Raw genomic sequence first — 17,495 nt, forward strand, 5'->3', positions numbered from 1 at the left:
CGGGTTGACCGTATGTCGGAAAGTTCAAAACAGGAACTGGATCACACGCTGAAGGACAGGTCGCCGCGGAAATATCAATGTGACATTAGTGGGGCGATTGTTTAGGATGGCACCCAGAAGGTCAATAGTTTGGCATAAAGTTAATAGCGAAAGAATATAGCCAAATTATTGACGAAAGTAAGCGTCAAACTTGTTTCGCAAAATTTTAAAGTACGTCCAGACTGAATCGGCATCCATGCCATCAGGTCCATGGAAGTCAACTGAACGTGACACCCCGGAGAGTCTTCAATGAGCAGTGTTGTTGCCATCGTCAAAAGCATTGTCGGTCAGGTATTCGTGGTGTCCCCAGAGGGCGTGCGTCGCGTACTCGTTGAAGGCGACCGCCTGTTCGTTGGCGACCAGATCGACACCGGCCTCTCCGGCGCCGTGTCGCTGGAATTGGCCGATGGCCGCACCCTTGATCTGGGCCGTGAAACCCAGTGGAGCGCCAACGCGCCCGACTCCAGCACTGACCTGGCCGAGGCCACCGCGCAGGCGGCGCCGTCGGTAGCAGAACTGCAGCAAGCCATCGCCGCCGGTGTCGACCCGACCACCGCCCTCGATGCCACCGCTGCCGGCCCGAGCGCCGCAGGCACCGGCGGTGCCGCCGGTGGTGGCCACAGTTTCGTCATGCTCGACGCCACCGCTGGCCGCGTTGACCCGACCATTGGTTTCCCGACTGCTGGCATCAATGCTGGCGGTCAGGCCGCACAAAACATCACCGGCGGCCAGACCAGCGACACCACCACCAACGCCCTGCGTGATTCGACCTTGAGCCTTAGCGCCACGCCGTCCATCACCGAAGCCGGCGGCGTGCTGGTGTACACCGCGACCCTGACCCAGGCGCCGCTGACCGACCTGACCATCACCCTGTCCAACGGCGCGGTGATTGTGATTCCGGCCGGTTCGACCACGGGCACCGTCAACGTGCCGCTGGCACCGAACGACACCGTTTATAACGACCCGACCCAGATTGACGTAACCGTCACCGGCACCACCGGCGGTAATGGCATCACCGTGACGCCGCCGACCACTCCGGCCACGACCCAGGTCACTGACACCATCGACACCACCACCGTCACCCTGACGGCCGGGCCGAGTGTCACCGAAGGCGGCCAGATCACCTACACCGCGACCCTGACCAATCCGGCACAAACGCCGGTGACCGTCACCCTGTCGAACGGCTCGACCATCACCATCGGCGCCGGCCAGACCACCGGCACCGTCAACGTGCCGACACCGGCCAACGACGTCTATAACAACGGCAGCACCGTCACCACCACCATCACCGGTGCCAGCGGTGGCAACTTCGAAAACCTGGTGCCGAACCCGACGCCAGCGGTGACCACCATCACCGATTCGATCGACACCACCAACCTGACCCTGACCGCCACCGGCACAGTGGTCGAGGGTGGCCAGATCACCTACACCGCGACCCTGACCAACCCGGCGCAAACCCCGGTGACCGTCACCCTGTCGAACGGTTCGACCATTACCATTGAAGCCGGCCAAACCACCGGCACCGTCAACGTGCCGACCGCGGCCAATGACGTTTACAACAATGGCGGCACCGTCAGCACCACCATTACCGGCGCTACCGGCGGCAACTTTGAAAACCTTGTGCCGAACACCACGCCAGCGACCACCACGGTTACCGATTCGATCGACACAACCAGCGTCAGCCTCACCGCTACCGGTACGGTCGTCGAAGGCGGCCAGATCACCTACACCGCGACGCTGACCAACGCAGCGCAGACCCCGGTGACGATCACCCTGTCGAACGGCTCGACCATCACCATTGACGCCGGCAAGACTACCGGCAGCGTCAACGTGCCAACCGCGGCCAACGACGTTTACAACAATGGCAGCACCGTCAGCACCACGATTACCGGGACCACCGGTGGCAATTTCGAAAACCTGGTGCCGAATACGACGCCAGCGACCACCACGATTACCGATTCGATCGACGACACCAACCTGTCGCTGACGGCAACCGGCACCGTGGCCGAAGGTGGTTCGATTGTCTACACCGCGACCCTGACCAACCCGGCCGGCACGCCAGTCACCGTGACCCTGAGCAATGGTTCGGTGATCACCATCGAGGCGGGCAAGACCACCGGCACCGTGACCGTTCCGGCGCCAGCCGATGACGTCTATACAGATGCCGGCAAGGTAGAGGTGACCATCCAGGACGCTTCTGGCGGCAACTTCGAGAATCTGGTGCCGAGCACTGTCCCGGCCGTGACCGAAGTGACCGACACCATCGATACCTCGACCGTGAAACTGACGGCTGACACCTCGGTGGCTGAAGGTGGCACCGTCACTTACACCGCCACCGTCGGTGCGCCGGTGACCGGTTCGCCTGTTGTGGTGACATTGGCCAACGGCCAGAGCATCACCATTGAAGTCGGCAAAACCACCGGCACCGTGACCACTACCGCGCCGAATGACGCGTTGACCGGCAATGCGCCGCTGACCAACTCGATCACTGGCGTTTCGGGTGGCAATTACGAAGATCTGGTTGCCGACAAGACCCCGGTTTCGACCAGCGTTACCGATGTTGCCGACACCACCAACCTGTCGCTGAGCGCGACCGGTTCTGTGGCTGAAGGTGGCCAGATCACTTACACCGCGACCCTGACCAACGCCGCAGGTTCGCCTGTCACCGTAACCCTGTCGAACGGCTCGGTGATCACCATCGAAGCCGGCAAAACCACTGGCACCGTGACCGTTCCGGCGCCCGCCGATGACGTCTATAAAGACGCCGGCAAAGTCGAAGTCACCATCAAGGACGCGACTGGCGGCAACTTCGAGAACCTCGTTCCGAGCACCGTTCCAGCCGTCACCGACGTGACCGATACCGTTGACACCACCACCGTCAAACTGACCGCCACCGAGTCGGCGGCTGAAGGTGGCACCGTCACTTACACCGCCACTGTTGGCGCTCCGGTGACCGGTTCGCCTGTGGTCGTGACCCTGGCCAATGGTCAGAACATCACCATCGAAGTCGGCAAAACCACCGGCACCGTGACCACCACTGCACCAAACGATGCGCTGACCGGCCACGCGCCGATCACCAACGCGATCACGGGCGTGAGCGGCGGCAATTACGAAGACCTCGTTGCCGACAAGACTCCGGTCAGCACCACTGTCACTGATACCACCGACACCACCGACCTGACCCTGAGCGCGACCGGTACCGTGGCCGAAGGCGGCCAGATCACTTACACCGCGACCCTGACCAATCCGGCCGGCACCCCGGTCACCGTGACCCTGTCGAACGGTTCGGTGATCACCATCGAAGCCGGCAAAACCACCGGCACTGTGACCGTCGCAGCTCCAGCCGATGACGTCTACAAGGACGCCGGCAAAGTCGAAGTCACCATTAAGGATGCGACTGGCGGCAACTTCGAGAATCTGGTGCCGAGCACCGTTCCAGCCGTCACCGACGTGACCGATACCGTCGACACCACCACCGTCAAACTGACCGCCACCGAGACTGCCGCTGAAGGTGGCACCGTTACCTACACCGCGACTGTCGGCGCGCCAGTGACCGGTTCGCCAGTGATCGTGACGTTGGCCAACGGCCAAACCATCACTATCGGTGTTGGCCAGACCGAGGGCACCGCAACCACCGTAGCGCCAAACGATGCGTTGAACGGCCACACCCCGCTGAGCAACGCAATCACTGATGTGAGCGGCGGTAACTACGAGAATCTGGTCGCCGACAAAACCTCGGTTTCGACCACTGTCACTGACACCGTCGACACCACCAACCTGTCGCTGACTGCGACCGGCACCGTGGCGGAAGGCGGTTCGATCGTTTACACCGCGACGCTGACCAACCCGGCCGGCACGCCGGTGACCGTGACCTTGAGCAACGGCTCGGTGATCACCATCGAAGCCGGTAAAACCACCGGCACCGTGACGGTTCCTGCGCCAGCAGATGACGTCTACAAAGACGCCGGCAAGGTCGAAGTCGCGATCAAGGACGCCACTGGCGGCAACTTCGAGAACCTAGTTCCGAGCACCACCCCAGCCGTAACCGACGTCACTGACACCGTCGACACCACCAGCGTCAAACTCACCGCGACCGAGTCGGCGGCTGAAGGTGGCAGCGTGATTTACACCGCAACCGTCGGCGCGCCAGTGACCGGTTCGCCTGTGGTCGTGACCCTGGCTAACGGTCAGACCATCACCATTGGCGTAGGCCAGACCACCGGCACCGCGACCACCACCGCACCGAACGATGCATTGACCGGCCACGCGCCGATCACCAATGCGATCACTGATGTGAGCGGCGGTAACTACGAGAATCTGGTCGCCGACAAAACCCCGGTTTCGACCACTGTTACTGACACCGTCGACACCACCAACCTGTCGCTGACTGCGACCGGCACCGTGGCGGAAGGCGGGTCGATCGTTTACACCGCGACGCTGACCAATCCGGCTGGCACGCCAGTGACCGTGACGTTGAGCAACGGTTCGGTGATCACCATTGAAGCCGGCAAAACCACCGGCACTGTCTCCGTTCCAGCTCCGGCCGATGACGTCTACAAAGACGCCGGCAAGGTCGAAGTGACCATCAAGGACGCCACTGGCGGCAACTTCGAGAACCTCGTTCCGAGCACCACCCCAGCCGTAACCGACGTCACTGACACCATCGACACCTCGACGGTCAAACTGACCGCTACCGAGTCGACGGCTGAAGGTGGCACCGTTACCTACACCGCTACCGTGGGCGCGCCAGTCACCGGTTCGCCTGTCGTCGTGACCTTGGCCAACGGCCAGAACATCACCATCGAAGTCGGCAAAACCACCGGCACCGTGACCACCACCGCACCGAACGATGCGCTGACTGGCCATGCACCGTTGATCAATGCGATCACCGACGTTTCCGGCGGCAATTACGAAAACCTAGTGGCTGACAAAACCCCGGTCAGCACCACCGTCACCGACACCACTGATACCACCAACCTGTCGCTGAGCGCGACGGGAACTGTGGCTGAAGGCGGCCAGATCACCTACACCGCGACCCTGACCAATGCCGCTGGCAGCCCGGTCACCGTGACCCTGAGCAACGGCTCGGTGATCACCATCGAGGCGGGCAAGACCACCGGCACCGTGACCGTTCCGGCGCCTGCCGATGATGTCTATAAAGACTCAGGCAAAGTCGAAGTCACCATCAAAGACGCCACGGGCGGCAACTTCGAGAATCTGGTGCCGAGCACTGTCCCGGCCGTGACCGAAGTAACTGACACCATCGACACCTCGACCGTGAAGCTGACGGCCGACACCACTGTGGCTGAAGGTGGCACTGTCACCTATACCGCCACTGTCGGCGCGCCGGTCACCGGTTCGCCGGTCGTGGTGACCCTGGCCAATGGTCAGAGCATCACCATCGAAGTCGGCAAGACCACTGGCACCGTGACCTTCACCGCGCCGAACGATGCGTTGACCGGTCAGGCGTCGCTGGGTAATTCGATCACGGGTGTGAGCGGCGGGAACTACGAAAACCTGGTGGCTGACAAGACCCCGGTTTCGACTACGGTCACTGACACCGTCGACACCACTGACCTGTCGCTCAGCGCCACCAACTCGGTCGCCGAGGGCGGTTCGATCATCTACACCGCGACGCTGACCAACCCGGCTGGCTCGCCGGTGACTGTGACCCTGTCGAACGGCTCGGTCATTACCATCGAGGCCGGTAAAACCACCGGTACCGTGACTGTCGCTGCGCCAGCCGATGACGTCTACAAAGACGCCGGCAAAGTCGAAGTCACCATCAAGGATGCTACGGGCGGCAACTTCGAGAATCTGGTACCGAGCACTGTTCCGGCCGTGACCGAAGTTACCGACACCATCGACACCAGCACCGTCAAACTGACCGCCACCGAGTCTGCGGCTGAAGGTGGCACCGTTACCTACACCGCCACGGTCGGTGCGCCAGTCACTGGCTCGCCAGTTGTGGTGACCCTGGCCAACGGTCAGAACATCACCATCGAAGTGGGTAAAACCAGCGGCACCGTGACCACCACTGCGCCGAACGATGCGTTGAACGGCCACACCCCGCTGACCAATGCGATCACTGATGTGAGCGGCGGTAACTACGAGAATCTGGTGGCCGACAAGACCCCGGTTTCAACCACCGTTACTGACACTGTCGACACCACCAACCTGTCGCTGAGTGCGACCGGCACTGTGGCTGAAGGTGGTTCGATTGTTTACACCGCAACACTGACCAATCCGGCCGGCACGCCAGTGACCGTGACCCTGAGCAATGGCTCGGTGATCACCATTGAAGCAGGCAAAACCACCGGCACCGTGACCGTTCCTGCACCTGCCGACGACGTCTACAAAGACGCTGGTAAAGTCGAAGTCACGATCAAGGACGCCACTGGCGGCAACTTCGAGAACCTGGTTCCGAGCACCACGCCAGCCGTAACCGACGTCACTGACACCATCGACACCTCGACGGTCAAACTGACCGCCACCGAGTCTGCGGCTGAAGGTGGCACCGTCACCTACACCGCCACGGTCGGTGCGCCAGTCACTGGCTCGCCAGTTGTGGTGACCCTGGCCAACGGTCAGAACATCACCATCGAAGTGGGTAAAACCACCGGCACCGTGACCACCACCGCACCAAACGATGCGTTGACCGGTCATGCGCCGTTGACCAACGCGATCACCGACGTTTCCGGCGGCAATTACGAAAACCTTGTTGCCGACAAAACCCCGGTCAGCACCACCGTGACCGACACTGTCGACACCACCAACCTGTCGCTGACCGCGACTGGCACCGTGGACGAAGGCGGCCAGATCACTTACACCGCGACCTTGACCAACGCCGCTGGCTCGCCGGTCACCGTGACCCTGAGCAACGGCTCGGTGATTACCATCAAGGCTGGTGAAACCACCGGCACCGTGACCGTCGACGCACCGAAAGACGACGTCTACAAAGACGCCGGCACCGTTGAAGCGACCATCAAAGGCGCGACCGGTGGCGACTTCGAAAACCTGGTTACCAGCACTGCCCCGGCCGTCACCACCGTCACCGACACCATCGACACCTCCACCGTGTCGCTGACTGCCACGGCGAACGTCGCCGAAGGCGAAACCGTGGTCTACACCGCGACCGTGACTGCACCGGTGACTGGCTCGCCAGTTGTCGTGACTCTGTCCAACGGCCAGACCATCACCATTGCCGTCGGTGAAACCACCGGCTCGGTGAACTTCGTTGCACCGAACAGCCCATTGGCCGGCGGCAGCTCGCTGAGCGTGACCATCGATGGCGCCACCGGTGGCAACTACGAAAAACTCGCGGTCGACGGCAAGTCCGCCGACACCGCAGTGTCGGACACCACCGACACCACCAACCTCAACCTGACCGCGACCGATTCGGTGGCTGAAGGCGGCTCGATTGTTTACACCGCGACCCTGACGAACCCGGCCGGCACCCCGGTAACCGTGACCCTGAGCAACGGTTCGGTGATCACCATCGAAGCCGGTAAAACCACGGGTACCGTGACCGTCGCTGCTCCAGCCGATGACGTCTACAAAGACGCCGGCAAAGTCGAAGTGACCATCAAGGATGCAACCGGCGGCAACTTCGAGAACCTGGTTCCGAGCACCGTGCCGGCGGTGACCAACGTCACCGACACCATCGACACCACCACCGTCAAACTCACCGCGACCGAGTCGGCGGCTGAGGGTGGCAGCGTGACTTACACCGCGACCGTTGGCGCGCCAGTCACTGGTTCGCCTGTGGTCGTGACCCTGGCCAACGGTCAGACCATCACCATTGGTGTTGGCCAGACCACCGGCACCGCCACCACCACCGCGCCGAACGACGCATTGACCGGCCACGCGCCGATCACCAATGCGATCACTGAGGTGAGTGGTGGTAACTACGAGAATCTGGTCGCCGACAAGACCCCGGTTTCGACCAATGTCACCGACACCGTCGACACCACTAACCTGTCGCTGACGGCAACCGGCACCGTGGCTGAAGGCGGTTCGATCATCTACACCGCGACGCTGACCAACGCGGCTGGCTCGCCAGTCACCGTGACCCTGTCGAATGGTGCGGTAATCACCATCGAAGCCGGTAAAACCACTGGCACCGTAACCGTTCCTGCTCCGGCTGATGACGTCTACAAAGATGCCGGCAAAGTCGAAGCGACCATTTCGACTGCTACCGGTGGCAACTTCGAAAATCTGGTGCCGAGCACTGTTCCAGCGGTCACCGAAGTGACTGACACCATCGACACCTCGACCGTCAAACTGACGGCGACCGAGACCGCCGCTGAAGGTGGCACCGTCACCTACACCGCGACCGTCGGGGCGGCTGTGACAGGCTCGCCGGTCGTGGTGACCCTGGCCAACGGTCAGAACATCACCATCGAAGTCGGTAAAACCACCGGCACCGTAACCTTCACCGCACCGAACGATGCCCTGACCGGCCACGCACCGATCACCAATGCGATCACGGGTGTCACTGGCGGCAACTACGAAAACCTCGTGGCCGATAAAACGCCGGTAAGCACCACCGTGACCGACACCGTCGACACCACCAACCTGTCGCTCAGCGCGACCGGTTCTGTGGCTGAGGGCGGCTCGATCATCTACACCGCCACATTGACCAACGCGGCTGGTTCGCCAGTGACCGTGACTTTGTCGAACGGCGCGGTGATTACCATCGAAGCCGGCAAAACCACTGGCACCGTGTCCGTTCCAGCGCCAGCCGATGACGTCTACAAAGACGCTGGCAAGGTTGAAGCGACGATCTCCACCGCTACCGGTGGCAACTTCGAAAACCTGGTGCAGAGCACTGTTCCAGCCGTGACCGAAGTGACTGACACCATCGACACCTCGACCGTCAAACTGACGGCTGATACGTCGGTCGCTGAAGGCGGCACCGTCACTTACACCGCCACTGTCGGCGCTCCAGTCACCGGTTCGCCGGTCACCGTGACTTTGGCCAACGGCCAGAACATCACCATCGAAGTTGGCAAAACCACCGGCACTGTCACCTTCACCGCACCGAACGATGCGCTGACCGGTCACGCTCCGCTGACCAACGCGATCACTAACGTGAGCGGCGGTAACTACGAGAATCTGGTGGCTGACAAGTCTCCGGTTTCGACTAACGTCACCGATACCGTCGACACCACCAACCTGTCGCTGACTGCGACCGGCACCGTTGCGGAAGGTGGTTCGATCATCTACACCGCAACGCTGACCAACGCGGCTGGCTCACCAGTTACCGTGACCCTGTCGAATGGCGCAGTGATCACCATCGACGCAGGCAAAACCACCGGCACCGTGACCGTTCCAGCTCCGGCAGATGACGTCTACAAAGACGCCGGCAAAGTCGAAGCAACGATCTCCACCGCTACCGGTGGCAACTTCGAAAACCTGGTGCCGAGCACTGTGCCGGCCGTGACCGAAGTCACCGATACCATCGACACCTCGACCGTCAAACTGACGGCCGATACCTCCGTGGCCGAAGGCGGCACCGTCACTTACACCGCCACTGTGGGCGCTCCAGTGACCGGCTCGCCAGTCGTGGTGACCCTGGCCAACGGCCAGAACATCACCATCGAAGTCGGCAAAACCACCGGTACCGTGACCACCACTGCACCGAACGATGCACTGACCGGTCAGGCGCCACTGACCAACTCGATCACCGGCGTTACTGGCGGCAATTACGAAAACCTCGTGGCCGACAAGACCACGGTTTCGACCACGGTCACCGATACCGTCGACACCACCAACCTGTCGCTGAGCGCGACGGGTTCGGTTGCTGAAGGGGGCTCGATCGTCTACACCGCGACGCTGACCAACTCGGCTGGCTCGCCGGTCACCGTGACCCTGTCGAACGGCGCTGTAATCACCATCGAAGCGGGCAAAACCACCGGCACCGTGACCGTCGCAGCGCCGGCGGATGACGTTTACAAAGATGCCGGCAAAGTCGAAGCAACCATTTCGACCGCGACCGGTGGCAACTTCGAGAACCTGGTACCGAGCACCGTACCGGCCGTGACCAACGTCACCGACACCATCGACACCACCACCGTGAAACTGACGGCCACCGAGTCGGCGGCTGAAGGCGGCAACGTCGTCTACACCGCAACCGTCGGCGCACCGGTAACCGGCTCGCCAGTTGTCGTGACGTTGGCCAACGGTCAAACCATCACCATCGGTGTAGGCCAGACCACGGGCACCGCAACCACCGCAGCGCCAAACGATGCATTGACCGGTCACGCGCCGCTGACCAACGCGATCACCAACGTCACGGGCGGCAACTACGAAAATCTCGTCGCCGACAAAACCCCAGTCAGCACCACCGTGACCGACACCGTCGACACCACCAACCTGTCGCTGAGCGCGACGGGTTCGGTGGCTGAAGGTGGCTCGATCGTCTACACCGCAACCTTGACCAACGCCGCTGGCTCGCCAGTGACCGTAACCCTGTCGAACGGCGCCGTGATCACCATCGATGCCGGTAAAACCACTGGCACCGTGACTGTTCCCGCACCTGCTGATGACGTCTACAAAGACGCCGGCACCGTGCAGGCGACGATCAGCAACGCCACCGGTGGCAACTTTGAAAACCTGGTACCGAGCACGACGCCGGCTATCACCAGCGTTACCGATACCATCGACACCACCACGGTGAAACTGACCGCGACCGCCACTGCCGCTGAAGGCGGTAACGTCGTCTACACCGCAACTGTCGGCGCACCGGTAACCGGCTCGCCAGTTGTCGTGACGTTGGCCAACGGTCAAACCATCACCATCGGTGTAGGCCAGACCACGGGCACCGCAACCACCGCAGCGCCAAACGATGCATTGACCGGTCACGCGCCGCTGACCAACGCGATCACCAACGTCACGGGCGGTAACTACGAAAACCTCGTGGCCGACAAAACCCCGGTCAGCACCAACGTGACCGACACCGTCGACACCACCAACCTGTCGCTGAGCGCGACGGGTTCGGTGGCTGAAGGTGGCTCGATCGTCTACACCGCAACCTTGACCAACGCCGCTGGCTCGCCAGTGACCGTAACCCTGTCGAACGGCGCCGTGATCACCATCGATGCCGGTAAAACCACTGGCACCGTGACTGTTCCCGCACCTGCTGATGACGTCTACAAAGACGCCGGCACCGTGCAGGCGACGATCAGCAACGCCACCGGTGGCAACTTTGAAAACCTGGTACCGAGCACGACGCCGGCTATCACCAGCGTTACCGATACCATCGACACCACCACGGTGAAACTGACCGCGACCGCCACTGCCGCTGAAGGCGGTAACGTCGTCTACACCGCAACTGTCGGCGCGCCAGTGACGGGCTCGCCAGTCGTGGTAACCCTGTCGAACGGTCAGACCATCACCATTGGTGTTGGCCAGACCACCGGTACCGCGACCACTACCGCGCCAAACGACGTATTGACCGGTCACGCACCGCTGACCAACGCGATCACCGACGTGACCGGCGGTAACTTCGAAAACCTCGTGGCTGACAAAACGCCGGTCAGCACTACCGTGACCGACACTGTCGACACGACCAATCTGTCGCTCAGTGCGACTGGTTCGGTTGCTGAAGGCGGTTCGATTGTTTACACCGCCACGCTGACCAACGCCGCTGGTTCGCCAGTGACCGTAACCTTGTCAAACGGCGCCGTGATCACCATCGACGCCGGTAAAACCACTGGCACCGTAACCGTTCCAGCGCCAGCCGATGACGTCTACAAAGACGCGGGTACCGTGCAGGCGACCATCAGCACCGCCACCGGTGGCAACTTCGAAAACCTCGTGCCGAGCACGACTCCGGCGGTCACCAGCGTTACCGACACCATCGACACCACCACCGTGAAACTGACCGCGACCGCCACTGCCGCTGAAGGCGGCAACGTCGTCTACACCGCGACTGTCGGCGCGCCAGTCACCGGTTCGCCGGTTGTCGTGACCCTGGCCAACGGTCAGACCATCACCATTGGCGTCGGCCAGACCACCGGCACAGCAGCTACTACCGCACCAAACGATGCGCTGACCGGTCATGCACCGCTGACCAACTCGATCACCAACGTCACTGGCGGCAACTACGAAAATCTCGTAGCCGACAAGACGCCGGTTTCGACCAACGTCACTGACACCGTCGACACCACCAACCTGTCGCTGTCCGCGACCGGCTCCGTGGCCGAAGGTGGTCAGATCACTTACACCGCGACCCTGACCAACGCCGCTGGCTCGCCAGTGACCGTTACTCTGTCGAACGGTGCCGTGATCACTATCGACGCTGGCAAAACCACCGGCACCGTGACTGTTCCTGCCCCGGCCGACGACGTTTACAAAGACGCCGGCACCGTACAGGCGACGATCAGCAACGCCACCGGTGGCAACTTCGAAAACCTGGTGCCGAGCACGACGCCGGCCGTGACCAGCGTCACCGACACCATCGACACCACCACCGTCAAACTCACTGCGACCACCACCGCAGCTGAGGGCGGCAACGTTGTCTACACCGCGACTGTTGGCGCGCCAGTCACCGGTTCGCCGGTTGTCGTGACCCTGGCCAACGGTCAAACCATCACAATCGGCGTCGGCCAGACCACGGGCACCGCGACCACCACTGCGCCAAACGACGCTTTGACCGGCCATGCACCGCTGACCAACTCGATCACCAACGTCACTGGCGGCAACTACGAAAATCTCGTAGCCGACAAGACGCCGGTTTCGACCAACGTCACTGACACCGTCGACACCACCAACCTGTCGCTGAGCGCGACGGGTTCGGTTGCTGAAGGTGGCTCGATCGTCTACACCGCGACCCTGACCAATGCCGCTGGCTCGCCAGTGACCGTTACTCTGTCGAACGGTGCCGTGATCACTATCGACGCTGGCAAAACCACCGGCACCGTGACTGTTCCTGCCCCGGCCGACGACGTTTACAAAGACGCCGGCACCGTTCAGGCGACCATCAGCACCGCCACCGGTGGCAACTTCGAAAACCTGGTGCCAAGCACAGCTCCGGCCGTGACCAGCGTTACCGACACGATCGACACCACCACCGTCAAACTCACTGCGACCACCACCGCAGCTGAGGGCGGCAACGTTGTCTACACCGCGACCGTTGGCGCACCAGTCACCGGTTCGCCGGTTGTCGTGACCCTGGCCAACGGTCAGACCATCACCATTGGCGTCGGCCAGACCACCGGCACAGCAACTACTACCGCACCAAACGATGCGCTGACCGGCCATGCACCGCTGACCAACTCGATCACCAACGTGACGGGCGGCAACTACGAAAACCTCGTAGCCGACAAAACCCCGGTCAGCACCACCGTCACCGACACCGTCGACACCACCAACCTGTCGCTGTCCGCGACCGGCACCGTGGCCGAAGGTGGTCAGATCACTTACACCGCGACCCTGACCAACGCCGCAGGCTCGCCAGTCACCGTAACCCTGAGCAACGGCTCGGTAATCACCATCGACGCCGGCAAAACCACTGGCACCGTGACCGTTCCAGCACCGGCTGACGACGTCTACAAAGACGCCGGCACCGTGCAGGCGACCATCACCGGCACCAGCGGCGGCGGCTTCGAAAATCTGGTGACCAACACCACGCCAGCCGTGACCAACGTCACCGACACCGTCGACACCACCACCGTCAGCATCACTGGCAGCAACTCGGTGACCGAAGGCCAGACCGCCAGCTACACGGTCAGCCTGAACCACCCGGCGCAAACCGAAGTGACCCTGAAAATCGTCTACAGCGGCACCGCCGCCGACGGTTCGGATTTCACTGGTGTTTACACCGTGAAGATCCCGGCAGGTGCGAGCAGCGCGCAGTTCAACGTCGCCACCATCGATGACAAGATCACCGAAGGCACCGAGAACTTCGTGGTCAAGATCGATTCCGCCACCGGCGGCAACTTCGAGAACCTCGCGGTCAGCGGCACCAACGGCAGCGTCAGCACCTCGATCATCGACAACGATGCGCCGCCGGTGCTCGACCTCGATGCCAACAACTCCAGCGGCGCCACCGGTGCCGACTACAAGGTGACCTTCACCGAAAACACCCCGGGCGCGGGTGTGTCGATTGCCGACACCGATATCAGCATCACTGACCCGGACAGCACCATGCTCACCGGCGCCACTGTGGTCCTGACCAACCGTCAGGACGGCGATGCGCTGAACCTGGGCAACAGCGTCAACGGCATCACCATCAATGCCAACAGCACCAACGGCACCGTGACCCTGACGCTGTCCGGTAACGCGACACTGGCCGACTACATGCAGGCCATCAAGAACATCAACTTCACCAACGGCAGCGAAAACCCGAGCACCGTGCCACGGATCATCACCGTGACCGTGACTGATGGCGGCAATTACTCCAACACCGCGACCACCACGGTCAACGTGGTGGCGGTCAACGACGCTCCGGTGGCAGCACCAAGCAACGTCACTGGCACCGAAGACACTCCGCTGGTACTCGGCTGGTCGACCTTCGGCGTGACCGATGTCGACAGCCCGGCCAGCAGCCTCGGCATCAAAATCACCCAGCTGCCGGGCGAAGGCAAACTGCAGTATCTGGACGGCTCGACCTGGAAAGACGTCGCCAACAACCAGACCTTCAGCAAGGCTGACATCGACGCCGGCAAACTGCGCTTCCTGCCGGATGCCAACGAGTCGGGCGTCAACGGTTACGGCGGCACAGGTCTGGGCAACAACCAGGCGGACTACGCGCAGATCAAGTTCCAGCCAACCGACGGCCAGTTGCTGGGCAACACCGGCACCGTGAAGATCGACATCACGCCAGTGGCGGATGCGCCGACCGTGAGCGTGGCCGACAACAGCGTGAAGTCCACCGGGCTGATCAAGGAAGTCTGGACCGGCCTGTCGGGTCTGGGCACCAACGGCAATGGCGCGGATTCGACCACGTTGAAAAACGTCATCGACGGCGCCGGCACGCCGAACTCCAGTACTAACGTGAACAACGTGCAGTCCGACGGCAGTGTAACCGCCGGTACGGCGTCGAAGACCTCGGGCCTGATCTATCTGGAAGCCGGCAAGACCTACACCTTCAGCGGCATCGGTGATGACAGCCTGTTGGTGACTATTGGTGGCAAGAATGTGGCATCGACCACGTGGGGCGTGGGCGGCAACCTCAACGGTTCGTTCACCCCGACCACCAGCGGTTACTACACCCTGGACATCTACCACCACAACCAGAGCGGCCCGGGCAGCTACGACGTCAATCTGTCGGTCAACGGCAGCACGCCGATCGACCTGAGCAGCGCTGGCGTACCGATCTACACCGGCGTGAAGGATCTGGTGAATTCGGGCGTGACCGTCTCCGATCTGCACGGCAGCAACGGCGAAGGCTATTACGACGGCTACAAACTCAACACCGGCGCCGAAGGCACCACGGTGAAACTGTCGGCAATCACCACCGCACTGACTGACACCGACGGCTCGGAAACCCTGAGCGTGAAGATCAGCGGCGCACCGGTCGGCTCGGTGCTCAGCGATGGCGCGGGTCATACCTTCACCGTCACCGCCAGCAGCGGCGACGCCAACGTCACCGGCTGGAACCTCGGCAGCCTGACCGTGACCCCGCCGCCGTACTACAACGGCCAGTTCAACCTGACCGTGACCTCGACCTCCACCGAGATGGTCGGCGGCTCGGCCAGCAGCACCGCGACCATTCCGGTCACCGTGGTGCCGGCGGTCTACAACGCCATCGTCGCGACTTCGGGTGACGACACCTTCAGCGGCACCGATGGCAACGACATCATGGTCGCCGACATCGGTGGCCTGACCGTGGTGCCGGGCACCAACTACAACATCGCGTTCATGGTCGACAGCTCCGGCAGCATGAGCGCGTCGTCGCTCAACGCCGCCAAAGACTCGCTGACCTCGGTGTTCAACAGCCTCAAGCAGAGCCTGGGCGGCAGCAATTCGGGCACGGTGAACATCTTCCTCGTCGACTTCGATACCCAGGTCAACAAGTCGGTGTCGGTGAACCTCAACGATCCGAACGCGCTGACGCAACTCAAAGCGGTACTGGACTCGATGGCCTCCGGCGGCGGCACCAACTACGAGGACGTCTTCAAGACCACGGCCAACTGGTTCCAGAGCGCTGACGCTGTGGCCAACACCGGGGCGAAAAACCTCACGTACTTCATCACCGACGGCCAGCCGACCTACTACCAGAGCGGCGAGCAGACCAACCCGACGCTGTACGGCAACGTGAAGCTCGACGATGTGGTGAAAACCAGCAACTACAAGCCGGGCGACACCTTCAGCACCTACATCGACAACACCCACGCGTTGACGATCAACAGCGCCGGCACCGTAACCCTGCAAACCTACAATTCGTGGTGGGGCTGGAGCAGCTCTAATCTGGGCACCATCCACGCGCAGGGCGACGGCACTTATGAGTTGTCGAGTCTGGCGGGTACCGGCAACAGCACCAACTCGTCAACGACCAGTAACTCGACCAGTGGCTTTGCCTTGCTCAGCGGTCTGTCGAACGTCGAGGCTATCGGACTGAACAACGATGTCAGCCTCAACGATCTGAAGCCTTACGATTCGGATAAAACGCCGCAGACCAACATCGATCCGAAGGACCTGGCCAACTCGATCATCGGCCACACCGAAGCGACGATGCCGGGCAATGACACCGTCAGCGGTGGCGACGGCAACGACATCCTGTTCGGCGACCTGGTGAGCTTCAACGGCATTGCCGGTGAGGGTTATCAGGCGATGCAGGCGTTCGTGGCCAAGGAAACCGGGGTTGACGTCAGCAAAGTCACCACCAGCAACGTGCACCAGTACATCACCGAGCACTATCAGGCGTTCGATGTCTCCGGCGCGCATGACGGTAACGACACGCTGTTGGGTGGCGCGGGCAATGACATCCTCTTCGGCTCGGGCGGCAACGACTGGCTCGATGGCGGCAAAGGCAATGACATCCTGCTCGGCGGCACCGGCAACGACACGCTGATCGGCGGTCAGGGCAACGACATCCTGATCGGTGGTTCGGGTGCCGACACCTTCGTCTGGAAGGCGGGCGATACCGGCAACGACGTGATCAAGGACTTCAAGGCCAGCGAAGGCGACCGCATCGACCTGCGTGATTTGTTGCAGGGCGAGACCGGTAGCACCATCGATAACTTCCTGAAGATCACCACGGTCGACGGCACGTCGTCGCTGCAAGTCAGCTCGGCAGGCAAGTTCAACTCCGGCGACGCCGCTGCGGCAACCCCGGATGTGACGATCAAACTGGAAGGCAACAACTGGTCGAGTGCCAATATTCACAACCTGATTGCCGGCAGCGACCCGACCATCAAGGTCGACCACAACAACAGCTGATACGTGAACAAAAACGGCCGCCCTTCTGGGGCGGCCGTCACGTTTGTGCGGTCCGGACCGGTGACGAT

Annotated in this window: 1 protein-coding gene; it reads left to right on the forward strand. The window is 62.0% G+C overall.

The window, feature by feature from the left end; translation table 11 throughout:
- Positions 1–288 precede the first annotated feature (288 nt).
- Entirely contained in the window at positions 289–17,427 is a 17,139-nt protein-coding gene (locus tag ACOYXJ_RS08665) for a LapA family giant adhesin (RefSeq protein WP_460368976.1), read from the forward strand.
- The last annotated feature ends 68 nt before the right edge of the window (positions 17,428–17,495 follow it).

This window comes from Pseudomonas sp. Tul2A7 (assembly GCF_054790505.1).